This window comes from Methanoregula sp. (assembly GCF_049510175.1).
GTDB lineage: Archaea > Halobacteriota > Methanomicrobia > Methanomicrobiales > Methanospirillaceae > Methanoregula.
The window spans coordinates 121,695-145,719 of sequence record NZ_JBEKZF010000001.1 but is presented as its reverse complement, the minus strand read 5'-3'; the positions used below and the strand labels follow the sequence as shown (position 1 = coordinate 145,719).

The 24,025-nt window shown below is 58.1% G+C and carries 20 protein-coding genes; 8 read left to right on the top strand and 12 right to left on the bottom strand.

Going from position 1 to position 24,025, the window contains the following annotated elements; genetic code table 11:
- Window positions 1-79: 79 nt before the first annotated feature.
- The 3 genes from ABSG49_RS00765 to ABSG49_RS00755 are packed head-to-tail and all read right to left on the bottom strand — an operon-like array spanning window position 80 to window position 3,454.
- Complete coding sequence (locus ABSG49_RS00765; RefSeq protein WP_424024183.1) at window positions 80-2,152, bottom strand: DEAD/DEAH box helicase; 2,073 nt, start codon at window positions 2,150-2,152, stop codon at window positions 80-82.
- Window positions 2,149-2,958, bottom strand: coding sequence for a DUF7839 domain-containing protein (locus ABSG49_RS00760; protein WP_424024182.1), 810 nt, complete (start codon window positions 2,956-2,958; stop codon window positions 2,149-2,151). The genes ABSG49_RS00765 and ABSG49_RS00760 overlap by 4 nt, the downstream gene beginning before the upstream one ends.
- The gene (locus ABSG49_RS00755) at window positions 2,942-3,454 is read right to left on the bottom strand and encodes an ArsR family transcriptional regulator (RefSeq protein WP_424024181.1); all 513 of its coding nucleotides are present in this window, start codon (window positions 3,452-3,454) and stop codon (window positions 2,942-2,944) included. Before ABSG49_RS00755 ends, ABSG49_RS00760 begins: the two co-directional genes overlap by 17 nt.
- Window positions 3,455-3,511: 57 nt before the next feature.
- On the opposite strand from ABSG49_RS00755, the gene hypF reads away from it, so the two are divergent.
- Entirely contained in the window at window positions 3,512-5,743 is a 2,232-nt protein-coding gene (hypF, locus tag ABSG49_RS00750) for a carbamoyltransferase HypF (RefSeq protein ID WP_424024180.1), read from the top strand.
- A gap of 319 nt (window positions 5,744-6,062) precedes the next feature.
- On the opposite strand, the gene ABSG49_RS00745 is transcribed toward hypF, so the two are convergent.
- Window positions 6,063-9,605, bottom strand: coding sequence for a Kelch repeat-containing protein (locus ABSG49_RS00745; protein WP_424024179.1), 3,543 nt, complete (start codon window positions 9,603-9,605; stop codon window positions 6,063-6,065).
- A 147-nt stretch (window positions 9,606-9,752) separates the two neighbouring features.
- Between ABSG49_RS00745 and ABSG49_RS00740 the strand changes: the two genes are divergently transcribed.
- The 3 genes from ABSG49_RS00740 (at window position 9,753) to ABSG49_RS00730 (ending at window position 12,119) form a co-directional block, all read left to right on the top strand.
- Entirely contained in the window at window positions 9,753-10,175 is a 423-nt protein-coding gene (locus ABSG49_RS00740; RefSeq protein WP_424024178.1) for a hypothetical protein, read from the top strand.
- Window positions 10,139-11,200 carry a radical SAM protein gene (locus ABSG49_RS00735; protein WP_424024177.1) on the top strand — a complete coding sequence of 354 codons (1,062 nt, stop codon included), beginning with the start codon at window positions 10,139-10,141 and terminating at the stop codon, window positions 11,198-11,200. The genes ABSG49_RS00740 and ABSG49_RS00735 overlap by 37 nt, the downstream gene beginning before the upstream one ends.
- Window positions 11,201-11,267: 67 nt before the next feature.
- Window positions 11,268-12,119 carry a DUF2927 domain-containing protein gene (locus ABSG49_RS00730; protein ID WP_424024176.1) on the top strand — a complete coding sequence of 284 codons (852 nt, stop codon included), beginning with the start codon at window positions 11,268-11,270 and terminating at the stop codon, window positions 12,117-12,119.
- 171 nt (window positions 12,120-12,290) lie between these two features.
- On the opposite strand, the gene rpl12p is transcribed toward ABSG49_RS00730, so the two are convergent.
- From rpl12p to ABSG49_RS00700, 6 genes are all read right to left on the bottom strand, one after another.
- The gene (gene rpl12p / locus ABSG49_RS00725; RefSeq protein WP_424024175.1) at window positions 12,291-12,599 is read right to left on the bottom strand and encodes a 50S ribosomal protein P1; all 309 of its coding nucleotides are present in this window, start codon (window positions 12,597-12,599) and stop codon (window positions 12,291-12,293) included.
- Between the two features lie 20 nt (window positions 12,600-12,619).
- A complete protein-coding gene (locus tag ABSG49_RS00720; protein ID WP_424024174.1) occupies window positions 12,620-13,468 on the bottom strand; it encodes a 50S ribosomal protein L10 in 849 nt (282 codons plus the stop codon).
- A complete protein-coding gene (locus tag ABSG49_RS00715; protein ID WP_424024173.1) occupies window positions 13,468-14,112 on the bottom strand; it encodes a 50S ribosomal protein L1 in 645 nt (214 codons plus the stop codon). The genes ABSG49_RS00720 and ABSG49_RS00715 overlap by 1 nt, the downstream gene beginning before the upstream one ends.
- A gap of 52 nt (window positions 14,113-14,164) precedes the next feature.
- Window positions 14,165-14,641, bottom strand: coding sequence for a 50S ribosomal protein L11 (locus ABSG49_RS00710; protein ID WP_424024172.1), 477 nt, complete (start codon window positions 14,639-14,641; stop codon window positions 14,165-14,167).
- A gap of 91 nt (window positions 14,642-14,732) precedes the next feature.
- Window positions 14,733-15,620 (bottom strand): hypothetical protein, encoded by an 888-nt coding sequence (locus ABSG49_RS00705; protein ID WP_424024171.1) that lies wholly within the window; start codon window positions 15,618-15,620, stop codon window positions 14,733-14,735.
- Between the two features lie 597 nt (window positions 15,621-16,217).
- The gene (locus ABSG49_RS00700; RefSeq protein ID WP_424024170.1) at window positions 16,218-17,579 is read right to left on the bottom strand and encodes an MFS transporter; all 1,362 of its coding nucleotides are present in this window, start codon (window positions 17,577-17,579) and stop codon (window positions 16,218-16,220) included.
- 260 nt (window positions 17,580-17,839) lie between these two features.
- On the opposite strand from ABSG49_RS00700, the gene ABSG49_RS00695 reads away from it, so the two are divergent.
- The 4 genes from ABSG49_RS00695 (at window position 17,840) to ABSG49_RS00680 (ending at window position 20,845) form a co-directional block, all read left to right on the top strand.
- A complete protein-coding gene (locus tag ABSG49_RS00695; protein WP_424024169.1) occupies window positions 17,840-18,757 on the top strand; it encodes an ABC transporter ATP-binding protein in 918 nt (305 codons plus the stop codon).
- Window positions 18,757-19,503, top strand: coding sequence for an ABC transporter permease (locus ABSG49_RS00690; protein ID WP_424024168.1), 747 nt, complete (start codon window positions 18,757-18,759; stop codon window positions 19,501-19,503). The genes ABSG49_RS00695 and ABSG49_RS00690 overlap by 1 nt, the downstream gene beginning before the upstream one ends.
- A gap of 129 nt (window positions 19,504-19,632) precedes the next feature.
- Window positions 19,633-20,076, top strand: a complete 444-nt coding sequence (locus tag ABSG49_RS00685; protein ID WP_424024167.1) for a cupredoxin domain-containing protein — start codon at window positions 19,633-19,635, stop codon at window positions 20,074-20,076.
- A gap of 22 nt (window positions 20,077-20,098) precedes the next feature.
- A complete protein-coding gene (locus ABSG49_RS00680; protein ID WP_424024166.1) occupies window positions 20,099-20,845 on the top strand; it encodes an SDR family NAD(P)-dependent oxidoreductase in 747 nt (248 codons plus the stop codon).
- A gap of 14 nt (window positions 20,846-20,859) precedes the next feature.
- Here ABSG49_RS00680 and ABSG49_RS00675 read toward each other — a convergent pair whose 3' ends face one another.
- Together ABSG49_RS00675 and ABSG49_RS00670 are read right to left on the bottom strand one after the other, a co-directional pair.
- Complete coding sequence (locus tag ABSG49_RS00675; protein ID WP_424024165.1) at window positions 20,860-22,302, bottom strand: alkaline phosphatase family protein; 1,443 nt, start codon at window positions 22,300-22,302, stop codon at window positions 20,860-20,862.
- A gap of 53 nt (window positions 22,303-22,355) precedes the next feature.
- Window positions 22,356-23,957: an alkaline phosphatase family protein gene (locus ABSG49_RS00670; protein ID WP_424024164.1), complete on the bottom strand. Its 1,602-nt coding sequence runs from the start codon at window positions 23,955-23,957 to the stop codon at window positions 22,356-22,358.
- Window positions 23,958-24,025: the final 68 nt, after the last annotated feature.

Genomic DNA, 24,025 nt, shown 5'->3' with positions numbered 1-24,025 from the left:
GGTCTCTTAAAATTGTCTCAATTCAGCCGTGATGGCAAAAATATGGTAAAATTTTCCGCATGTTTTAACATGTTACGTACTACCTGCGTTTGCGGCCCGGCTTCTCGTGCACCGTTTTTTTCGGGTCCGGTTTCTTCTCCTTATGCACGTCCTCGCTCTCCAGTTCAGCGATGATCTCCACCGGATCCTTCATCGTCTTCGTGAGCCGGATGATCTCGAGCAGCCGTTCCATGCCGATGAAATGCTCCGCCATGACGCGGGCGAGCGGGGTCATCACGAGCTTCGTGCCGTGCTTCTCGACCAGCTTGTGGGCGATGAGTTCCGGCAGGACCGGTTCCATGCTGCCGACCATCATGCCGTTGATCCGGTTGAGGTCCGCCTCCTCCCCCCCGCAGGCAACGGCATTCGCCACGTACTCCTCCGAGCTCTGCTCGAAGTCGTGCTCGGGCGCCACTTCCTCCATCTCGCCCTTGAGGAGCCGGATCGCGACCTCCTCTTCCGTAAAGGGGTTCTCGCGGGAGTAACTTCCCCCGGGCTCTGCGAGGATCACGACCCGGCCGAGGTCGTGGAAGTCCGGCCGGCCGGCCCGGCCCCCCATCTGGTTGAACTCCTGCACCGAGAGCCAGTCCCTGCCCATCGCGAGGGCGTCAAAGATCACCTGCGAGGCCGGGAAATCAACCCCCGCACCGAGCGCGGCGGTGGTGACGACGGCCATCAGCTTTCCCTGCAGGAACCGGCTCTCCACGTCCCTGCGCTCCTGCGCACTCAGGCCTGCGTGGTAGGCGGCGGCACGCATGCCAAGGGCATCGGCGATCATGTGGCACCGGGCCCGGGCATTGGTGAAGATGATCGTCTGGCCCCGGAACCCTTTGGACGAGGTCCGCTTGTACTCTTCAGTCGTCATCTGCTTGATGGTCGGGATCTTCTGCTTGCGCTCGACAAAGAGGAGGTAACGCTCGAGCCCGACCGGGCGGTCCGCGTACTGGACGAGCGTGCAGTTGAGCTTCTTCGCGAGCACCTTAGGCGACCCGATCGTGGCCGAGAGGTAGAGGAACTGGGCCTGCGGGGCGAGGTACTTGAGCCGGGCGATCATGCCGTCGAGCCGGTGGCCCCGGTCTTTGTCCTCGAGCATCTGCACCTCGTCGATCACGACCGTGGCGATGTTCTGCATCCTCTGCCCGCACCGGATCATGTTGTCGACCCCCTCGTAGGTACCGACAATGATCGGGGCCTGCGGGTTTCGGTCCCCGACCTTCCGGGTCTCGGGCAGGTTGAGCCGGCTCACCCCGGTCAGGAGCCCGGTCTTCGCGAACTTCCCGTACCGTTCCGCGAACCGCTCGTACTTCTGGTTCGCGAGGGCCACGAGCGGGACGAGGAAGAGCATTCGTCCCCGGCCCTCAAGATAGTTCTTGATCCCCGCCATCTCGCCGATGAAGGTCTTGCCGCTCGCGGTGGCTGCCACGACCAGCAGGTCCTTCCCGTAGAGCAAACCTGCCTCCACCGCCAGCTGCTGGGCGGGCATCAGCTGTTTCACGCCGCTTGCGTCAATGAACTGCCGGGGGAGAGGCAGCTCGTCGAGCGGGGCCGTCGTCATCACGGGATGTGCTTCGAGCTTGTCGAAGAGGGCCGCCCCCATGGTCAGTTTCTCGGGATTGAGCGTGGCAAGCACCCGGTCGAGGTTCCGGAACTGGACGAGGAGGCTCTCGAGATGGGCGATCCCGTCCCGGCCCAGGCGCCCGATATGCGAGACCTCCCGGCGCAGCTCGCGCCGGCCGCAGTCGAGGCAGATCCGCTCGTTCTTGCCGAACAGCACCGTGTTGTTCTCATCGAGCGGGGTGTACTTTTCGTCCAGCAGGCACATGCGGCAGGCATCGACCGTCCCCGCCTTCACCTGGAAGTCGGCAAGGAATGTCTCGAACGGATGGTCCCGCTTCGTCAGCCGCACATCCGAATCGCGGAGGTTTGCGACCAGGTCCTTGGAGGGCGTGTGCCGGTACTCCTTCTTTGTCCCCCACTTCACCCGGTACTTGGTCGGGCGGGGGCCGCGGGGCGTGTCCTGGAGCTCAACATAACCGGCACCCCGCACGTTCCTGCCATCGTAAAAAAGGAGTTTGTAGCTGCCCCCTTTCTGGGGCTGGACGATGATCTTCATGGGGTGATCAGGTCGTGGATCACGTACGCGAGTTCCACGCTCTCCAGCCGTTTTAAGAAGTCCGTGAACTCCTCGTCCACGACCACGATCGCGCAGTCGATCCCGTGGAATGCCGCTTCGATCACACCTTCCCGTGCGCCAAAGAACATGTCGGGCTTCCGGCCCGCGGACTTCAGGGCGATGTAGGCCTCGAGCCCGACCGCCGCGACGATGCCTGCTTTTCCCGTGACTTCCAGCAGCTTGTCCCTCCGCACCTTGCGCGAGCCGCCGTGCTGGATGCGCGGGACCTTGCAGACGTGGAGAACGCCCTCGTGGTGGTCGATGATCCCGTTCAGGCGGGCAATCCCGACATCCTCGTCCTTCTTTGCATCCGCAATCGCCGAGCCGGTTGCCGCCGAGGGTTTCTTCGCCGCGTAGAGGAAACCGTCCTTCATGTACACCCCTACCTCGTCACCGTCCTTGAGGTTCTCGGCCGCAATCGCGGTCCAGACCGAGACCTGCTGGATGATGTCGCGCCGGATGTGCCGGGCGTACGACTCAAGCGACTCGGCGTTTGCGAGTACCCACTCGATGCCGGACTTTGTCACCTCGTAGTTGCCCCGGCCGCTCGCCGAGACCATGCCCTCGTCGACCAGTTCACGGATATACTCGGAGATCGCCTGCGGGGTCACGCCAAGTTTCTCGGCGATCTCCTGCTGCCGCACCGCCGGCTGGTGCTCGGCAATCTCGACGAGGATCTGGAGGCGCGAGACCTCGCGCTTGCTCCGCAGGATAGAATAGAGGGGATCCTTAGCGCCCTGTGTCAAGCAGCACCAGTCCCTGTCCCTTCACATCCATATGGGTGATCCGTTTGGCGAGGCCCTTGATGAAGACAGAACTGACGCCGAATTTCCGGGAGAGGTCGTTGATGGAACTGTTGCCCTTGGCAAGCTCGCCCTCGATCTGCTCCACCACCTCGCGGAGATTCTCGTCGTTGGAGAGCGAGATGTAGAGGATATCGGAGAGGTCGGAGAGATTGCACTGGAAGTTTGCCCGGAACTTGTTGTACGTTGCCCGGAACTCCTTTTCGGGCTTCGATCCGGGCTTGGGCATCCGCCACTGCTCCTCGACAAGGTTACCCTTCTTGAGGATCTGGAGGCAGAGCGGCACGCAATCGTCATCGATGTGTGCCCGGATCTCGGGCTCGGTAAGCCACGATTTGTTCAATAGTTCATAGACTTTCTTGAAGGAGGGGTCATTGAATGTCATCAGGAGAGGGACCAGCTCTACAGGATCGTTTACAATGCGAATATGGCCCGGCACGGTGAAAACCCTATCATTATATCGTTGTGCGCATCAATAAAATTTTGCGACACCATCATGCAGAAAGGCAGAATCACGGTCCGGGGAATTGTCCAGGGTGTCGGGTTCCGCCCTTTTGTGTTTGCAAAGGCTGCCGAGTTCGGTATCACCGGCACGGTGAAGAATCTTGGCAGCGAAGTGGAGATTTTCGCAAAGGGCGCGCGTTTTTCCGAGTTTCTGGCTGCAGTCTCCCGCGGACCGCCCCTTGCCCGGATCGATTCTGTTGAATGCACGGAAACAGACCGTGACGTCCCGGACGGGTTCTCAATCCTCGCGAGCGGCACCGGTTCGTTCTCGGGTATGATCCCTCCTGACATCGCGATCTGCGACGAGTGCATCGGCGATATTTTTACCCACGGCGGGAGGTACGAGAACTACTGGGCTACTTCCTGTGTCAACTGCGGCCCCCGGTACAGCATCATCAGCGAAATTCCCTATGACCGCGAGCGGACGTCGATGGCGGAGTTCCCGATGTGCCCGGCCTGCGCAGCGGAATACAGCGACCCGCACTCCCGGCGCCACCATGCCCAGACGATTGCCTGCGCCAGCTGCGGGCCGGCCCTCACCCTCTTCGACAGGCTCGGGAACAGGGTCGACTGCCCCGACCCCGTCGCGGAGGCTGCCCGGCTGCTCGACTCCGGGTTCATCCTCGCGATGCGGGGCATCGGCGGGTTCCACCTTGCGTGCATTGAAGAGGCTGCGGACAAGCTCAAGCACCGGCTCGGCCGGATCGAGCAGCCCTTTGCGATCATGGTCCGGCCGGATCATATCGACCAGCTCACGATCGTCTCGACGGAGGACCGGCAGGTGCTTGAGAGCCCCGTGCACCCGATCGCGGTCCTCGAAAAACGCGACCCGACTGCCCACGCCGCGATCAGCAACCTGCACACGGTCGGCTGCATGCTTCCCTACACCGGCCTCCACCACCTCCTCTTCTCGCACCTGAAGCACCCGCTCCTGATCATGACGAGCGCGAACATGCCCGGCTACCCGATGATCACGGAGATCGATGCCGCGATGGCAAAACTGAACCGCGACGCAGACTTCTTCCTCACCCACAACCGGAAGATCGTGAACCGGTGCGACGACTCGGTGGTCCGGGACGGATACATCATAAGGCTTTCGCGGGGGATCGCCCCGAAACGGACAGCGATCGACCTCGGCAAGTACTGCATCCTCGGCGTGGGCCCCGAACTGAACGCAAACGCGACCATCTACAAGGGAGGGTTTGCCGTCACCTCGCCCCACGTGGGGAACGTGCGCAACCCCGCGACGCTCGAATACCTGGAGGAGACCGTGCATAACCTCCGGCGGATCCTCGGGGCAAAGTTCGACATGGTCGCCCACGACCTCCACCCGCAGTTCCTCTCGACCCGGTTCGCCCGCGAGATCGCGGCCGAGCACGGCCTCGACCTCGTCCCGGTCCAGCACCACCGGGCCCACATTGCCGCCACGACAACGGGGCCCTGTATCGGCATCGCGATCGACGGTGTGGGGTACGGGGACGACGGGACGGTCTGGGGCAGCGAGATCTTCTCCGGGCAGGCCCCGGAGCTCCGGCGGGTCGCCCACCTTGAACCGGTGGCGATGCCCGGCGGGGACCTTGCGACCCGGTTCCCGGAGCGGATGCTCTACGGCATCCTGCCGGACGAGCGTGTCCGCTCGCTCCTTTCCTCCCGCGGCTGGTCGGACGTGGAGCTGGGCGTCCTCGAAAAACAGGTCGCCTCGGGGTTCAACGTAACGCAGACTACGAGCACCGGGAGGGTGCTCGATGCCTGCGCCGCACTCCTCGGTATCTGCCGGGAGCGGACATATGATGGCGAACCTGCGATGAAACTGGAAGCGGCTGCCGCCGGGGGCAAGCCGGAGGCGTGGGAACTGGTATTCTCCACCCGGGACGGATGCGAGACACTCTCCAGCCGGGTTCTCGTGGCAACAGCACTTGAGAAGCTGCTCGCTGCACCTTCCGGCGACCAGCGGGCAATCCGCACGATCGCTGCCTCGTTCCAGAAGAACCTCGCCCGCGGGATTGCGCAGATGGCAGTGAGGGCTGCGGAACGGGACGGCATGAAGGAGATCGCGCTCAGCGGCGGGGTCGCGTACAACCATGCGATCCGCACGACCATCGAAAAGGTGGTTACTGCACAGGGCCGTTCGTGTATTCTCAACCGGGAGTACCCGCTCGGGGATGGTTGCGTCTCGTTCGGCCAGTGCGTGTATGCAGGGACTCTGCTGAAGAAGAGGGATTGAGGGGGAAAATTTCCTAATGTGAAGCAATAGCGGGGAGTCTCCCCCGCATCAGGGCCTCTCCGAGGCACGGCGGGGCGAGAAGGTTTTTTAAAAATTGCTTTTAGTTTCTGATCTGCCGCGGGGAGACAATCGTCGCGTCAGCGAAGAGAGCCTGATGGCTCTCTTCTCGTGTTCCTTCGTCACACAGCGATGATTGACTGGAGAAGAATCCGTCAGGATTCTTCGACAGCGCCCCGACGGGGGCGGCGGCGACTATCCTGAAGGGGGTATGGGGGCATCAGCCCCCATCAGAAATGCAAAATAAAAAAAAGCGGGTTTCCTACAGCACGCTGAGGGCGCTGGCTTTTGTTACAAAATTGCCATCGATGGTACTTACATTAACATTCCACAATCCTGTCGCGTAACCTGACGGGATGGTGAAATTCCCGGCGATCTGTGACGAGTAAACGGTGGTTAGGTTCGTCGAAATATCGACTTGGCCGGGCTTTGTCAGGTTCACGATTGTCAGTCCACCCGGCTCAAAGTAACTGCCATTCACGATGAACGAGACCGTTGTTCCCCGGTACGCAGCTGATGGGGCGAAGGCTGTGACAGCAGGAGCCGGTAATTTGCTGATGGTGAACGCGGAGGGTCTGGTAGTAAGGCCGCCGTCAAGGGTAGTGACATTGAGTTTCCAAGCACCGTTCGTAGCATTGCCGGGTACCCGCATGCCCCCGATGATCTGGGTGGACGAGACCGCGTAAAGGGTAGTACTAATCTCGCTGTTTGCCGGATAACTCAGGTTGACGGTGGTCTGACCGGGCAGGAAGTTCGTGCCGGTGATGGTGAACGCGACGGTCGTGTTCCGGAACCCGGAGGCCGGCGTGATGGCCCCAATGGTCGGCGCCGGGAATTGGGCCACCGTGAACGCAGCGGGTTTCCACGCCCTGCCGCCATCCAGCGTCCTTACGCTCACGTTCATCGTCACGGCTGATGCATTATATGGCACGACAACCGTTCCGTTGATCGTTGTCGTGGTGATGGTCTGGATCTTCATTCCCGTTACGTTCAGTTCCGTGCCATTGGACGGGTACGTGAAGTTGACCGCTGTCTGACCGGGCTGGAAGTTCGTGCCGGTGATAAGGAAAAAGACACTCGCGTTCCGGTACCACGGGGTGGTCGGTGCCACTGACACGATGGTGGGAGCCGGGAACGGGGCTATCGTGAACGCGGAGGCTTTCCAGACCCTGCCGCCGTCAAGCGTCCTTACGCTCACGTTCAGTGCCACGGCTGATGCATTATACGGTATCACTACCGTGCCGTTGATGGCGGTTGTATTGATGATCAGGATCTTCATGCCCTGCGTCAGGTTCAGCTGCGTGCCGTTGGACGGGTAGGTGAAGTTTACAATTGTGTGACCCGGCTGGAAGTTCGTGCCGGTGATCAGGAACTTCACGCTCGCGTTCCGGTACCACGGGGTGGTCGGGGTGACGGACGCAATGGTCGGGGCCGGGGATACAGCCACCGTGAACGCAGCGGGTTTCCAGACCCTGCCGCCGTCAAGCGTCCTTACGCTCACGTTCAGTGCCACGGCTGATGCATTATATGGCACGACAACCGTGCCATTGATCGTTGTCGTCGTTATGGTCTGGATCCTCATTCCCGGCGTCAGGTTCAGTTCCGTGCCATTGGACGGGTACGTGAAGTTGACTATTGTCTGGCCGGGCTGGAAGTTCGTGCCGGTGATAAGGAAAAAGACACTCGCGTTCCGGTACCACGGGGTGGACGGTGCCACTGACGCAATGGTCGGGGCCGGGAACGGGGCTACCGTGAACGCGGAGGCTTTCCAGACCCTGCCGCCGTCCACCGTTGTTACGCTCACGTTCATCGCCACGGCTGATGCATTATACGGTATCACTACCGTGCCGTTGATGGCGGTTGTATTGATGATCAGGATCTTCATGTCCAGCGTCAGGTTCAGCTGCGTGCCGTTGGACGGGTACGTGAAGTTGATGGTGGTCTTGCCGGGCTGGAAGTTCGTGCCGGTGATGAGGAACTTCACGCTCGCGTTCCGGTACCACGGGGACGGCGGGGTTATGGCAGCGATGGTCGGGGGCGAGGCGTTTTTGATGGTGAACGCGTTCATGAGGATTGCCTCCCCGTTCGTTGTGGTGACGACGCGAATGTTCCACAGGCCGGTCGATGCATTGGCGGGAATGGCAACAGTGCCCGTAAGATTGGTGGCATTAATAAATGAGAGCGAGGCGGTGATCAGTCCGCTGGACTGGTTCCGGAACTCTGCGGTCGTGTGGCCAGCCTGGAAATTGTTCCCGAGAATGGTGAACGAGACGGTGGAATTACGGACCCCCGTTGTGGGTGTTATCGACTTGATCACCGGGGGTGCGAGCGGCGGGGTCACCTGGATATATTTTGTCAGGATCAGGTTGTTTGATCCCTGCACGTTCGTGACGTTCAGCGAGACCGTGAAGTTGCCGTTCGTAAGGTACCGGTGGACAGGGTTCTGGAGGTGGGAGAAGTTTCCGTCGCCAAACGTCCAGTTCCAGGAAATAGGCTGGCCGGTTGAATTGTCCATGAACGCGACGTCCAGCGGGGCCGGGCCGAAAGTGGGCGTTCCCCAGAAATCAGCGACCACTGGCGGCACCACATTGATGTACCCGGCCTTCCGCGTGCTGTTGAAGCCATTGATATTGTACGCCTGGAGCGTCACCTGATAACTCCCCGGGGTGTTATAGATATGAGACGGGTTTTGTGCCGAGGACCCTTTCGGCACGAACTGCCACGTTTCATTCGTATCACCGCCGGTTCCGGCACCACCCGTCAGCACAATGCTGCCATCCGCCATCGCCATGCCGGTATGGCTGCCTCTTGGTGTCCACCCGGCACTCGCGTTTATATCCGTCCACGTCGAGCCATTGTTTGTAGACCGCCATACGTCATTCAGGAAACCGGTGGAGGGATTCCAACCGCCCATCAGCACGATGCTCCCATCCGGCATCGCCACGCTGGCGTGTTCGTTTCGTACAGGCCAGCCGGAACTCGTGTTCATCTCGGTCCAGGTCGCACCACCATCCGTTGATCGCCACGTCTCATTCTCATAGCCGATAACGTTGTCTGCACCGCCAGTCAGGACGATGCTGCCGTCCGGCAGCACCACGCTGCTGAATTCACTCCGTGCCGCCCACTGGGCGCTCGGGGTCACTCGCCCCCATGTCGAGCCATCATCCGTCGATCGCCACACGTCCTGCTCTGCCTGGCCAAATTGACTTAGACCGCCCATCAGCACGATACTGCCGTCCGGCAGCACCACGCTGCTGAAGAAGTTTCGTACAGACCAGCCGGGACTCGCGTTGACCAGGGCCCAAGTTGTACCGTTATCCGTGGACCGCCAGACGTCATTCATATAATTGGTACCGTCATACCCGCCCATCAGCACAATGTTGCCGTCCGATAACGCCACGCTGCTGTGACCGTACCGTGCCGGCCACCCGGAACTCGCGTTCACCTGCGTCCAGGTAGTGCCGTTATTCGCAGACTTCCATGTATCATTCTTTGATCCATCGATGGCTTGACCACCCGTTAGTACGATGCTGCCATCAGGCATCACTACGCTGCTGTGCCATCTCCTGGCCAGCCACCCGGGACTCGCGTTCACCAGTGACCACGGTGCCGTGAAATTCTCGTCGCCGAAAAACCATGCCCAGCCGGTGGGGCCACCGGTCGACAGATCCGTGAATGCCACGTTGAGCGGTATTACACCGCTTGTCGGCGTCCCGCTGAACGCCGCTGTCGGGGCCTGCGCACCTGCACAGCCGATGAGCAGGACGATCCCCAGCAATAACAAACAATAACACACTGTCCTCATAGTGATACCCTTCCGAAAACCACAATCAGAATGGATAGTGTGTCATTAATACCGGATTATAAAATATCCCTATTTATTCTGCCCATGCAGAATGCCGTACATTCGACTCCTTTATCATCCAAAAAACAAAATCATGGATCACGAGCAATGGAGCCACCTGACAAGATAACCACTACGGAGAAGAAGCTCAGGAGCCTCGAGCAGGACCTCAACGACCTCCGCCAGGGGCTTACCCTCGTCACTGACTACTACCGGGACCTCGAACGCGTCTCCCATCACCAGGACGCCGTGGATGAGGTGGACCAGACCCTTGCAAAACCGCTCGTGGACGAGGACATCGAGTCCGAGGGCATCTGGCGGTTCCATGAGGAAGCTCTGCTCGCGGACCCGTCAGGACACGTACCCTGCACATCGATGTCCGATGCCTTCGTCCGGTACTGCCAGAAAAATGGCAGGAGCGTCGTGGACCAGGACGCCTTGGAGTTTGTCTTTGCGCATATCGAGAACCCGGTGCCGGTACCCGACCGGGGCGAATGGATCGGTTACCGGCTCCGGCCCGGCAGTTGCTGACCGGCCGGTGCAGCTCTTTCCTTACAATGGCCCACATCCGGATCACGGAAGCCTCGGGGATCCCCCTTCTCGGCTCCCTGTACTTTGGCATTATCGACCGAGGCACCAATATCCTTCAGGTGCGCCCGAGCTGCGGCTGTAACCTGAACTGCCCGTTCTGCTCCGTTGACGCGGGGCCGGAATCGAAGACCCGTGCCACCAGTTACGAAGTGGAGATGGAGTACCTGCTCGGGGCGGTAGAGGAGATCGCCCGGTTCAAGGGAGAGGGAGTCGAGTGCCATATCGATTCCCCCGGGGAGCCCCTCATGTACCACCGGCTCCCGGAGCTGGTCGCGGGACTCCGCGGGATCGATTGCGTGAGCACGATCTCGCTCCAGACCAATGGCACCCTGCTCGATGAGGCAAAAATTGCGGCCCTCGAGTCCGCCGGGCTAGACCGGATCAATTTTTCGCTTCACGCCCTCGACCCGGCGATTGCACGGGTGCTGGCAGGGGTCGACTGGTTCGATATCGACCAGGTAACCGAAGCGGCACGGACCGTTGCCCGGAGCAGGATCGACCTCCTCATCGCCCCGGTCTACATCCCGGGAATCAACGATGCCGAGATCCCGAGGCTGATCCGGTTCGCGCAGGAGTGCGGGGCGGGCAAACGGTTCCCCCCGCTCGGCATCCAGAAGTTCGAGCACTACCGGTACGGCAGGTCGCCTAAAGGGGTGAAGGCCCAGAGCTGGTGGCAGTTCTTCAACCGGAGCATAAAACCGTGGGAGGAGGAGTCCGGTCTCGTCCTCAGGCTCGATGCGAAACGGGACTTTGGCACGGTGAGGCGCCCGTTCGTGCCGCTCGCATTCTCAAAAGGGGAGAAAGTGACGGTCGAGATCCGGGCGCCGGGCTGGATCCATGGCGAGATGCTCGGGGTCGCCCGCAACCGTGTGGTCTCCGTGTATAATTGCGAGAAGGAGTCGGGGCAGGTCCGCGTGAAGATCGTCTCGACAAAGCACAACATCTACACAGGTATGCCGGTCTGATGCACAGGGCCCGGAAACCGGAATACGATAAACAGGCTTAAAATCCGTAGTGATGAACTTAGAACGTATGAAAACGGGCTGGGCATTCCTCCTCACCGGGATCTTCATCATCGCCATCGGTGTTGCCTGGATTATTACCGGGGGAACAGCGCCCGAACCCGCCCCGGCCAACTCCCCGGCCCCGGCGGCAACACTCCCGCAAATCACCGAGACTCCTTTCGGGATTTCCGCGCCGGAGATGACTCCCGCAGCGACCACCTCCCCGTCGCTCATGACACCCGCATCACCGACTACGGAAATACCCGCAGCGCAGGCCACCGCGCAGCTATCCTCGGACGATATCAAGATGCATTTCATGGACCTTGCCTACGGGGCGGGCAACGCGTACCTCGAACGGTGGAACGCAACGGAGAACAACGGCCGCATCATCATATCGGTGACCGCGAACAACGATGCCGATATCCCGTTGCTGGAAACCGCAGCACGGGAGTTCAACAGCATGTCGCAGACCAACCAGTTGTCCGAGCAGATCAAAGAGGAGGAGAACGGGAATATTGCGATCAAGTTCATTTCGGAAAAAGGCATGGACGGGATCGCCCTCAACACGTCCGAGGACCTGACCAACCGGGAGTTCCGGCTGGACGGTGTCACTGCCGCAAAAACCACCCACGGGACGATCTACATCAACACGAACCTGAACGGCGACGTGCGCAACCACACCATCGTCCGCAGCCTCTTCTACGAGCTGGGGTTTGTCGGCGACACCCAGAAATACCCCGACAGTGTCTTTTACGGGGAGGATAATACCAATGTCAACCTGACCTATGCCGACCTGAAGGCGATCGGGATCATGTACGGGACCGGTCTTACGCATGGCATGAGTGTGAGCGATGTGAAGAGAGTCGTGTATATCAGGTAACCGGGTTTCGCGTATCTTGCCAAGGTATTCCCAATCGTGCACCGGTGGGTGGGGGGCCTCTGGCAGATAATGATAGATTAAAACAGAGATTACTTTTCGAAATTCGAAGATTTGCTTCTGCAAATCTTCTCTTTCCCGAGGTTCTGACGAACCTCTTGGAGAAAAAAAAGCTTAGCCGAACAGGGCACCGAGCCCTGCCATGCCGCTCTCTTCGTCTTCCTTCTTGTGCTCTTCCTTGTGCTCTTCCTTGGCGGGTGCTGCGTGACCTGCTGCTGCTGCGGGTGCTGCTGCTGCGACCGGGGCGACTGCTGCTGCCTTGATCGCGTCCTCAATGTTCACGCCATCGAGCGCTACAATGAGTGCCTTGATCCGTGATTCGTCTGCTGCCACACCTGCGGCGGCCAAGACTGCCTTGACGCCGTTCTCATCGACCTTCTTGCCTGCCTTGTGCAGGAGAAGTGCTGCATAGATATACTCCATCTTAATACACCTCAATTAAATTATTTTACCAGGCTCTTGATGACCTGGCCTTCTCTGTACGCTTTACCGATAATCGCATCGACAACGTCTTTCTCGTAGATCGCTGCTTCGATCGCAAGACCGCGGGCATCCCTGACCGCCTTCGTCAGGAGTGCGTCCATCGAGTCCTTCGTCGGGATCGCTGCTTCGAGCGACAGGGCGAGTGCCTGCCTGCTGGCAAGCGCGATCTGTCCGAGGATGACGGTCTCGTCAACTGCGAGCACGGACGGCTCGTAGATGCTGCCGTCATGGAACGCGACCTGCAGGGCAAGTCCTACGTCCATCGGCTTGATGTCGAGCTTGACGAGCACCGCGGCGAGTTTTGCCGAGATGACGCCGCCCCTCTTCACGACTGTCTTGGTCTCTTTGATCCTGACCTTTCCCGCTTCGATTGCTGCGGGAATGCCGGCCTGCTGGAGCTCCCCGACAATCGGGCCCGGCTTGAAACTGGTCGGACCGCTCGGGATGACGATGTCTTCCGGCGCTTTCTCGCCGGGCTTTGCCGCCATCTTTGTCTTGGTCTTCTCCAGCTGCTTGAAGAGCTTGAACGGGTTGTCGTTCGTGAAGATGATCGCCGAGTGACCGGAGATGAACTTCGTGAGGTTCTTGACATCCCCGCCGATCTCGTTGAACGCGTGCTCAATCAGGGTGTTCCTCGTCACCTTGATGACCGCTTTTCCCCGCAGGTTCCTGCGGATCTGCTGCACCTGCTGTGCGGGGATACCGTACATGTCGACAAGCCCGATGAGCTTGTACTGCTTCGCGTTCTTCTTGATGTCAGCGACCTCGTCCTTCTTCCACGCCGGAAGGTGGTGGGTGTATAACGCCATTATCCCAACCTCACTGCGGGGCCCATCGTTGTCTTCACAAAGACGGACCGGACGTTCAGCGGACCCTGTTCGAGAACGGATTCGACACGCTTGACGATCGTCTCGATGTTCTCGGCGACCTGCTCCGGCTTCATCGCGGTTGTGCCGACCTTGGTGGAGAAGACCGTCTTGTCCTTGGTCCTGATCTTCACCGAGTTTTTCAGGCGCTCCACGATCGGGCGGATGTCCTGGCCGCTGGTAATCGGCATCGGCATCCTGCCCCGCGGACCGAGCCGGGGACCTAAGTACCGTCCGACACCGGGCATGACCGCCGTCTCTGCAAGGAAGTACCGGTATTTGCTGGCAACTTTCCGTGCTTCGCGGGGCTGTCCGCCGAGCCGTTCAACTTCTTCAGGGCCGATGATCAGGTCGACCTTGGCATCCTTTGCCTGGGTGACGATATCTCCCTTGCCGATGACACAGATGCCGATGCTTTCACCGGTTCCGTGGGGGAGCATAATCGTCTCGTCGATACGATTTTTCGGCTGCGCCATGTCGATATTCTTGAGATTGATGGTAATATCTATGCTCTCAGAGAATTTACGCTTAGGCGCTTTTTCAACAGCCGTTTTCACGGCTTCTAAAATCTTAGCCCTATCAACCATCAGTTTCCTCCATAGTTCTGCGACCTTCCGATCTCCTATGGTTTTCTCCTGTTTATTTCACGAGTACACTGTCGTACTTGCCTTCTCCGATGAGGGCGAGGACCTCTTTGGCCTTCTTGCCGTCAACGGTGACTCCCATGCTGACGCACGTGCCGATGACCTCTCTGACTGCGGTCTTCAGCTCGTAGGAGAGCATGCCTTCGAGTTTCATGTTGGCAATTCTGACAGCGGCCTCGAATGGCAGATTGCCTGCCACTTTGACGTTGGGCTCTGCGGATCCTTTCTCGATACCGGCCTCTTTCTTGATGAGTGCCGTGGTCGGTGGGATACCGACCGTCAGCGTGAAGTTCTTCTTTGCGTCGACTACGATCTTAACCGGGACCTGCATGCCGTTGAAGGATGCGGTCTTCTTGTTGATCTCGTCGACTACGGCCTTCACGTTGATACCGAGTGGTCCAAGCGACGGTCCAAGGGGTGGACCTGCCGTTGCCTTTCCGCCGGGTACTAAAACCTCGACCACTTCTGCCATAGTCTTTGCACCATGCCGTCCCTCCTGATGAGGGTTCCAAGCTTGGGTCTGTAACTATTGATGTGATATGAAATAAAGGTGATCGTGGGAATTAATTGTACTCGGGCAGGTTGTTGTACATGAAGGTATTGAGGTATCCGATTTCCGGATTGGTCAGGGAGGTTATATTCACGGTATAGAAATTATACGGGGTTATTTCGGACTTCTTCAGGGTAAAATTCCAATAATATCCTGTTCCATTGAGAAACACGGGAATCGTGTAGCTGACTTTGGCTCCGGAATCCGAAGAGATCTTCACCAATAATTTCTCGTCCGGGCCATTCCCGGTATTCACCTGGCCGGAGAACCGGATGGCATATTCATTTGGATCATTCTCCGGAAGGTTGAAGGTAATGTTGGGTTTTGGAATATTCCAGACGCTGAAAAGACTGCTGTTTTCCACGAGACCGTTTCTTCCTTTTACATCAAGAACATAAGGATACCCTTGCCGGAGACCGTATTGTGAAGTATCGATAACCCAGGACCAGGTGTTGATATTACAATTTCCTGGGACAACTGCAATTGTATTGCTGATTCCTCCACTACAAGAACCGATGGAACAGGGTCTGAATTCAGTCGCATAAATCCCTGCAGTAATCATCTCCCGCGGGTGCAGGTTCGTGGTTCCCCCGATGGTGAAGGTATCTCCCACATAATGATGGGGGAGCGGATCGATAGTGATTTCCGGCTCCCGGATATCAAGGGGGACGCAGGAGGTAAAATTTTCGCTGCTGGTGTTCCAGGTCACCTGCTCAACGGTTTCCGTGACATTCGGTGTTACAGTGGGGGGATTTATCGTGACGGGCGGAGTTAGTATCGTCGAGACACTTATGTTTCCAGCGGGAGTAACAGGAGCAGGTGATGAGGATGTGCAGCCTGCTGCCAGCAGCGCCCCGACAACAAGAAACGTCAGGGCGAATATTCCACGAAACTGGATCATGACATCTCCGGGTTTTATATAAAAATCAGAACAAAAAAATGACTTGATCAGGTAAATAATTTTTGAAATATTTTTCATATGGTGGATTGTCTTTTCAAACCAAAACAATGAGATATTCCAATATAATCAAACGTTAAAGGTTCTCGTCAAACCGCCCTCACCCTGGATCTTCGTAGAAATCCCAGCCTGCCACTGAAGGTACACCGTCCGACCCCCCCTCTCGCATTCAGCTGGATTTTATCCCGCCTATTCACAAAATTCCCGTCATAAAATTACCTAAAAATATACAAAAAATCTGCCAAAAAATGCAGGGGGTTGGGGGGGTCGGGCGGTGTACTCTGTAATACAGGGGCCATGAGTAATCCTGCAAACCATTAAATTTCTGACGTGAACTTCCCGGACAGCCTCTTCCGCTGGGGATCGATTTGTACCTGTCCGACCCCCTGCTTACGGAGGAATGCCAGGTTCCATCCCGTCATCAAAAAAATCCGGAGGAATCAAACAGCGAACTCCCGAAAATATAATATCGCCATGAGTCCTGAGCCGGCGTCTGGATACCATTGGAGACGATCCGTCATGCCGGATTATGTGCAATTCCTACGGTTCTGAGTGCCGTACCTCGTGTCCTCTCATCCAGGAAAGGACAGCCGCAATTCCCATGATACCGATCGAGGCCCAGAGCGAGGCGTCAATACCATGGAGGAATGCCTCCGAGACACCGCCGACAAGATTGGTCGTGCCAATGAACACTTCAAAGGCAACACTTCGCGGGATCGATGCGGAGGCCACGGTGATGGCAATGACAAAACTTCCCAGGACCCCGATGTTCTGCACGGTCCTGAGGACCCCCGAGATCCCACCGAAGGATCCTTGCGGTGCATTTGCCATGACAGCGCTGTTATTTGACGGGAAGAACATCGCCGACCCGATACCGGAGATGCCGGAAGCAGCGAGAACCACCCAGAGGGGGGTATCGAGCTGGAGCGTGAGATAGCCGAGCGTTGCAAGACAGAGCATCGCCGCACCGGAGGTTGCAAGGACCCGGGCCCCGTACCGGTCGGAAAACCTGCCCATCATGGGGGAGAGCAGGCTTCCCACCACGTACCCCGGGGTCAGGAGGAGTGCGGCATCGAGCGGCGAGAGCCCGCGGATACCCTGGAGATACATCGTGATAAGAAACACGACGGACAGGTAGCCAAGACTCAAGAAAAATGCGGCCATGATGGAATATTTCAGGATCCGGTTTTTAAAAACTGCAAAGTCGATGATGGGATGGGCACACCTGAATTCATAGATGAGAAACAGGACAATTGCCACCAGACCCAGGACAAAGAAGAGGCTGTTGAGTCCCGTCACACCCTGGCCGGCAAAGTCGACCCCGGCATAGGAGACCAGCGTAAGTGCCGTGCCCAGGAGGAGCATACCGGTCATGTCAAGGTGTGCATCGGCCCTGACCGTATCCTTCACATACCGTAACCCGAGGAGGGTGGCAAGGATCCCGATCGGCAGGTTGATGAAAAAGATGTATTCCCAGCCCACATAGGTCGTAATTATTCCGCCCAGCACAATACCGAGCATCGCCCCGCTCGTCCAGCCCAGGGAAATATACCCGAATGCCGTTCCCCGCACATTCGGGGGGAAGGTATCGGCAATGATCGCACCGCTGTTCGCCTGCATCAGTGCCCCGCCGAATGCCTGGATACCCCGGGACAGGATCAGCCAGGAAATCGCTGGTGACAAACCACAGAAGAGCGAGCCCAGCGTGAAGACAAAAAAACCGGTATTGAACATCCGGCTCCTGCCATATATATCTCCCAGCCGCCCGAGCTGGGTAGTGCAGACGGCGACGACGAGAAGATAGATGAGGATCACCCAGAGGGTTGTGACAAGGTCCGCGTGGAGGCTTGCCGATATGGTGGGAAATGCGAGGATGACGATGGTGGAATCAAGAGATCCCATCAGGGTCCCGAGCATGAGAACAGAAATAATGATTTTTTGCCGGGTATCCATCAGATCTTTGAGAGATTACACCCTGTTTGTTCTTGTACCTTTCGGGCGGTTGCCGGGGGGTTTCAGGGATATGGAGTGGCTGGCCCGGGTGATGGATGTCTAGGAGACCCGGGGTCACAGGAATCGCCGGGGTCATAGCGTTACCCGTGACAGGCTGACAGATACCCTCATATGGTTCTGCCTGATAATCTTGATTCCGGACATCACGCATGGAAATTATCGAAGCAGATCATCTCAGCAAATCATTCGGGTCTTTCAAGGCAGTTGACAATGTCAGCATCGCGGTTGAGGAAGGGGAAATTTTCGGTTTTCTCGGACCAAACGGTGCCGGGAAGACCACCACCATCCGGATGCTGACCGGGGTACTGACACCGGATGCCGGTTCGGCCCGGATCTGCGGGATTGATATCCACAAAAACCCGCTCGAAGCCAAGATGAAGATGGGGATTATACCCGAGAATGGCACGGTCTACAGCGATCTGACGGCTGAACAGAACATTCTCTGGACGGCAAAATTCTACGGCATGGACAGTGCCTCCCGCAAAAAGCGGGCAGACGAGATCCTGTCAGACCTGGGACTCTCCGAACGGAGAAATGACATTGTCCGCAACTTCTCAAAAGGGATGCGGCAGCGGATCAGCATCGCGTGTGCCATCGTCCCCTCGCCACCGGTTCTGTTTCTTGATGAACCCACCGGAGGGCTGGATGTGTTCAGCCGCCGACTGGTGATCGATACGATCCGGCGCATGAATGACGAGGGCAGTACGGTCTTTCTTACCACGCACAATATCGAGGAAGCAAACGAGCTCTGCACGATCATCAGCGTCATCAACAAAGGAGCCATCATAGCAACGGGCAGCCCGGAGAAGCTCAAGAAGAGTTTTGACCGGGCGAACTATGTCGAGATCGCATTCGAACAGCCGGTTACCAGGGAATTGTTTTCCCAGGGGGGAATATCCCGGGCAGAGCCCCACGGAGACAAGTGGCGGCTGTATACGGATGATCCGGACCAGACAGTAAAATATTGTGCAGCGCTCGCGGAACGGGAACGTTTGAGGATCCTCTCCATTGCGACATCGACCCCGACGCTTGAAGAGGCGTTCGTCCAGCTCACGGGAGGCGCGTAATGGATCTCAGGATATTTGCCCGGAGCGTCCTGTTAGTCACCGAGAAGAATATGCGGATTTACTATTACAAGGGGGCAGTCGTGATCTTCGGTCTCCTCTTCCCTTTCATCATGTTCCTGACATTTTTTATCGGGCGGAACCTCAATCTTATTCTTTTTTTCCCGGCATTCCTTGGTATGATGCTGTTCTTCTCCTCATCATCCACCGGGCCGCTCATCACACCGTGGGAAAAACGGGAGAAGACCTATGAGCGACTCCTGTCCCTGCCCGTCACGCTTGAAAGTATCATCCTTGGCGATATCCTTGCAGGTTCGCTCTTCGGGATCGTTATCACAACGATTGTCTGGAGTGCAGGGTCGCTTATCCTTCACCTGCCACTCTCAAACCCGGGGCTTCTGGTAGTGACATTACTGCTTGGGGCATTCACCTTTGCATCCCTCGGCACCCTGCTCTCATCCCCGGCGATGAATAATCCCTCCAACGTGATGATGGTCTCCAACCTGATCCGCCTTCCCCTGATATTTGTCAGTGGTATTTTTATCCCCCTTAACCAGCTGGGGGACTGGGAATGGATGCTCACGTCGCTCTCCCCGCTCACCTATCTCGTTGACCTGTTTAACGGGGCGATCAACGGCAATGCGGTCTACCCCGCAGTTCTTGATGTAATTGTCCTTGTTATAGTAATCCTGCTCTTCATCCTTTGTGCAAAACTGATCCAGCAGTATAATCTTTCAAAGGGGATTTAATACCGGATTCCCGGGGAGAACTCCGGAAAATAATAGTCGCAACGGGTTCGCCCCGCCGATCCGGGCATCGCCTGCCGGTGTGTCACGGTACATATGCTTATTACCAAGGACGATCCCTAAATCGCAACTATGAGACTCCGCAATCCGGTTCTTTTCATTGTCCTGATGGTACTGGCCTTCACCTGCATTGCCGGGTGTACCAGTGCCGGTGGTGGTTATAGCAACACTCCGAATCCGACAACTGCCGGCGGGCCACGGCAGACCGTTACGATCGAACTTACCGCAGCCAAAATGGCCTTTGACAGATCCACGATCATTGTGCCTGCCGGTGCGTCTGTGGTCGTCAATTTCCACAACCGGGAGCCTTCGGGGTCTTCACAGGTTACCGGCATCTCCCACAATTTCGCCGTATACGACTCGGCGGATGCGAAGACGACGATCTTCAGCGGGGCGATTATTACCGGGGGACAGGATACAGTCTACCGGTTCAATGCGCCTGCGGCACCGGGCACCTATTTTTTCCGGTGCGATGTCCACCCGGCGCTCATGACCGGGAAGTTCATTGTCCAGTAGATGAGGAGGAGGTGATAAAACCATGAATGAAAATTATCCGGAATTACAGGGAAAAACTGCTATCGTGACCGGTGCTTCGTCGGGAATTGGCCGTGCGACCGCACGGCTCCTTGCAGAGAACGGTGTCAGGGTCGGGCTCGTCTCGCGATCTCAGGACCTGCTTGACGAGCTTTCCCGGACACTGCCCGGTTCACAGGCCTTCCCCGCCGACATGACAAAGGTACCGCAGATCAAAAGGATGGTCAGCAGGGCGAAGAACTATTTTGGCAGGATTGACATCCTTGTCAATAATGCGGGCCAGGGTTATGACGCGCCGGTGGAAAAGACCGAGACCGGCACGTTCAGATATATTTACGACCTGAATGTGATCGGCCCGCTGGTCGCCATGCAGCAGGTGATCTCGGTCATGAGGGCGCAGGGCGGGGGGACGATTATCAACATCAGTTCCGGCACCGCACTGATGCACCTGCCGGGGATGAGCGCGTATTCGTCGTCCAAGCGGGCCCTGGCCGGCATCAGCCTCGCTGCCCGGCAGGAACTGGCGGCTGACAGGATTGTCGTCTCCGTCGTTTACCCGTACATTACCCTCACCAATTTCGAGAAGAACACCATCCGGGCAGTTCCCGTGCCTGAAGACAAACAGGAACCGACCGGCCCGTACCCGCTGGACTCAGCAGAATTTGTCGCCGGTAAGATTGCCGGGGGGATCGTAAGCGGCGAGGCAGAGATCTTTTCCCATGACTGGATGAAAGAGCGCCGGCCCTTTTAGTCCCGGGCAAAAATCTATTTTTCCGGGTAGGGCAGGAGCACCAGCGGAGCCCGCGGCTCCTGGCTGAAATCAAAATCATTGGTGAGATCTCCGAGGACCGGGACATTCTCCCTGACCGTGGGGCGGGAATCGGGACGGGCATCGGTGGAAGGATCAAGACGCGTCCCGTTGAGGAAATCGTCCTCGATGAACTTCAGGTACGCATCGGAGCTGAGCGTCTGGTGGTCGATATAGCCTCTCTTTGCATAGGGGCTGATCACGATCCCCGGGACCCGGATCCCGTACCCGTTCTGGTCGACTTTCGGCGGGACGACATGGTCGTAGAACCCGCCCCAGTCGTCCCATGTCAGGAAGATTGCGGTGCTGTTCCAGTCCGGCCCCTCCATCGCCGCGTTGATGATGGAGGCCGTGAAGGCCTGCCCGACTGAGACCCGGGCCGGCGGGTGCTCGCTCACGGTCTGGTTGGGGGTGATCCAGACAACCTTCGGGAGGGTCCCGGCCCGTGCCGCGGCATAGTACCGGTCGATCGCCTGGACGTTCTTCACCTGGTTGTTCTCCCGCACGGTATCGAACCAGGGCAGGGGGTTCCAGATCTGGGGCACGACAACCTCCTGGGGCTGGAGCGGGCAGAACATCGCGTCATCGGCGCAGTCCGGCTGGTCGCCCTCGGCAAGATAGTACGCCCATGTGATGTTGTTCCGGTGGAGGAGATACGTGATGTCGGTCCAGGCATAATCCGGGACCTCCGTGATGGTCCCGTTCCCGGAAACGATAAGCCGCTGAGGGCCCTGGAGCGCATCCACGCAGCTCATCGGGTCGCCGGCTTTGCACCGTGCCGACCAGGCCGAGACCATGTACAAGTGGGAGGGGAGGCTCCAGGAGGCGGAGGACTCGAACATGCGGTCCTGCAGCACATAATTGTCCGCGTACTCCCAGTAATTCGGGATCTCCCGCCGGTCATGGTACCCCATTACATCGACCTCGGCCTCTTCTGCAACGGCACGCATGCACTGCCCGGGGTTGGCTGCCCGCGTGCAGGTGTTGTTGATCGCGATCTCCGCCTGCTCGATGAACCCGTCCATCTTTCCGTCATTGATGTCGGCCTCGGACTCGTACTGGCTGTGGGGCCCGCCATAATTGACATCCCTCGGGTCATGGTAGGGGGGGACGCATTGTCCTTCATCCGGGTCGGGGACGCAGACAGCCGGGGCCCCGTTCTGCATGGGATACCCGTCCGCCCCGGGATAGGTGCCGAAATACTCGTCGAATGCCCGGTTCTCCTGCATGATGATGATCACGTGCTGGATCTTGTGAATCCCCTCTCCCGGGGCCGCCGGGACGGTAGCCAGCCCGGTTGTCGTGGCAGGGGCCGTAGTTACTCCGGTTTTAACGGACGTGCACCCTGCTGCAACAATCAGGAAAACAATGATCACTGTCCACGCGTGACCTGGTTTCATGGCCGTAATTCTCCTGCAATTTCCATTCTTTTCTCACATTCGCAGATGAGCGTTTAGCTGCCGGCATTCCCCCCGCCTGCTGACGAATTGGGGTACACCGGGAGAAGGAGCGGGGGACGCGGCTCCTGCGTGAAATCGAAGTCCCGGCTCAGGTCGCCAAGGACCGGGGCATATTCCCGGACGCTCGTCCGCGGGTCAGGACGGGAGTCGGTCGACGGATCAAGGCGTGCTCCCCCGAGGAAATCATCCTCAATGAACTTCAGGTACGCATCGAAGCTGAGTGTCTGTTTGTCGATGTACCCTTTCTTTGCGTACGGACTGATTACGAGAGCCGGGACCCGGATCCCGTACCCGTTCACGTCCACCTGCGGCGGCACGACATGGTCATAGAACCCTCCCCAGTCGTCCCATGCGAGGAAGATCGCGGTGCTGTTCCAGTCGGGGCCCTCCATGGCGGCATTGATGATCGAGGTCGTGTAGGCCTGCCCGGTTGATATGCTGCTGGGCGGGTGTTCGCTGACCCGGTTATTCGGCGTGATCCACGAGACCTGCGGGAGCGTCCCGTTATTCACTGCGGCAAAATAATTATCCAGGGACTGGACGTTTGCCGTCTCGTTGTTCTGTTGTACGGTGACAAACCACGGGAGCGGGTTCCAGATCTGGGGTACGCCCGCCCGCTGGGGCTGCTCTTCGCAGAACATCTCGTCATTGGCGCAGTCCGGCTGGGTACCTTCGTCAAGGTAATACGCCCACGTTACCTTGTTCTTATGAAGCAGGTAGGTGATATCGGTCCAGGCATAATTGGGGATTGCTGTCGGCGTCCCGTTTTTATCGAGGAGGAGCCGTTCAGGCACCTGGAGTTCATTGACACAGCTCATCGGGTCGGTTGTTGAACACCGTGCCGACCAGCCGGAAACGATGAAGAGGTGTTCGGGAAGGCTCCAGGTGGCGGCCGATGCGAACATATGGTCCTGCAGGACATAATTGTCGGCATAGGTCCAGTAATTCGGGAGTTCGCGCCGGTCGTGGTAACCCATGGCATCCACGGTCGCTGTTTTTTCCATGCAGTCCGTGTAATTGGATGTCTGGTTGCAGGCAAGTCTTATTCCCTCGTACTGCTGGCGGAGGAACCCGTCCATCTTCCCGTTGTCGATGTCAGCGATGGAATCATACTCCCCGTGCGGGCCCCCGTAATTCGTATCGTTTGCATCATGGTAGGGTGCGATGCAGCTGTCGCCGGCCACATCGGGAACGCAGACCGTGGGGACACCTCCTGTCATCGGAATGCCCTCGGCCCCGGGATAGGTGCCGAAGTACTCGTCGAACGCCCGGTTCTCCTGCATGATGATGATCACATGCTGGATCTTATGGATGCCTTCTCCCGGAGCGGGGATAACAACCGGTGTTCCCGGCCCGGCTATCGTGTTCGTAGATGCTACCTGCATGGCACCAGCAGGAGTTTGCGACTGAGGAACTGACAGTGTGCTTGGCAGGGCAATCGTGTATGTGGGTGCTGCCGGCACAGCACCGGCAGGGGTTCTCAGCTGAGGAGCTGTCGTCGTGCCCGGCGGACCCGCCGGAGCCTGGGACGAACATCCGGCGATGAACATGGCAAGGACGAGAAAAGCAAATACTCCGGCAGTCACGATCTTCATGCACGGCAATCATCCCGGGCCTGTTTATATATGGTGATAGTTTACAGTTTTTGAAAGGAGGTATCTCA

Bases quoted from the DNA above. Each gene is read 5' to 3' on its own strand.
- ABSG49_RS00675 (WP_424024165.1), bottom strand. From the start codon at position 22,302: ATGAAACCAGGTCACGCGTGGACAGTGATCATTGTTTTCCTGATTGTT.
- ABSG49_RS00685 (WP_424024167.1), top strand. From the start codon at position 19,633: ATGAGACTCCGCAATCCGGTTCTTTTCATTGTCCTGATGGTACTGGCC.
- hypF (WP_424024180.1), top strand. From the start codon at position 3,512: ATGCAGAAAGGCAGAATCACGGTCCGGGGAATTGTCCAGGGTGTCGGG.
- ABSG49_RS00740 (WP_424024178.1), top strand. From the start codon at position 9,753: ATGGAGCCACCTGACAAGATAACCACTACGGAGAAGAAGCTCAGGAGC.
- ABSG49_RS00700 (WP_424024170.1), bottom strand. From the start codon at position 17,579: ATGGGATCTCTTGATTCCACCATCGTCATCCTCGCATTTCCCACCATA.
- ABSG49_RS00680 (WP_424024166.1), top strand. From the start codon at position 20,099: ATGAATGAAAATTATCCGGAATTACAGGGAAAAACTGCTATCGTGACC.
- ABSG49_RS00710 (WP_424024172.1), bottom strand. From the start codon at position 14,641: ATGGCAGAAGTGGTCGAGGTTTTAGTACCCGGCGGAAAGGCAACGGCA.
- ABSG49_RS00670 (WP_424024164.1), bottom strand. From the start codon at position 23,957: ATGAAGATCGTGACTGCCGGAGTATTTGCTTTTCTCGTCCTTGCCATG.
- ABSG49_RS00705 (WP_424024171.1), bottom strand. From the start codon at position 15,620: ATGATCCAGTTTCGTGGAATATTCGCCCTGACGTTTCTTGTTGTCGGG.
- rpl12p (WP_424024175.1), bottom strand. From the start codon at position 12,599: ATGGAGTATATCTATGCAGCACTTCTCCTGCACAAGGCAGGCAAGAAG.
- ABSG49_RS00720 (WP_424024174.1), bottom strand. From the start codon at position 13,468: ATGGCGTTATACACCCACCACCTTCCGGCGTGGAAGAAGGACGAGGTC.
- ABSG49_RS00765 (WP_424024183.1), bottom strand. From the start codon at position 2,152: ATGAAGATCATCGTCCAGCCCCAGAAAGGGGGCAGCTACAAACTCCTT.
- ABSG49_RS00735 (WP_424024177.1), top strand. From the start codon at position 10,139: ATGGATCGGTTACCGGCTCCGGCCCGGCAGTTGCTGACCGGCCGGTGC.
- ABSG49_RS00690 (WP_424024168.1), top strand. From the start codon at position 18,757: ATGGATCTCAGGATATTTGCCCGGAGCGTCCTGTTAGTCACCGAGAAG.
- ABSG49_RS00730 (WP_424024176.1), top strand. From the start codon at position 11,268: ATGAAAACGGGCTGGGCATTCCTCCTCACCGGGATCTTCATCATCGCC.
- ABSG49_RS00715 (WP_424024173.1), bottom strand. From the start codon at position 14,112: ATGGTTGATAGGGCTAAGATTTTAGAAGCCGTGAAAACGGCTGTTGAA.
- ABSG49_RS00745 (WP_424024179.1), bottom strand. From the start codon at position 9,605: ATGAGGACAGTGTGTTATTGTTTGTTATTGCTGGGGATCGTCCTGCTC.
- ABSG49_RS00695 (WP_424024169.1), top strand. From the start codon at position 17,840: ATGGAAATTATCGAAGCAGATCATCTCAGCAAATCATTCGGGTCTTTC.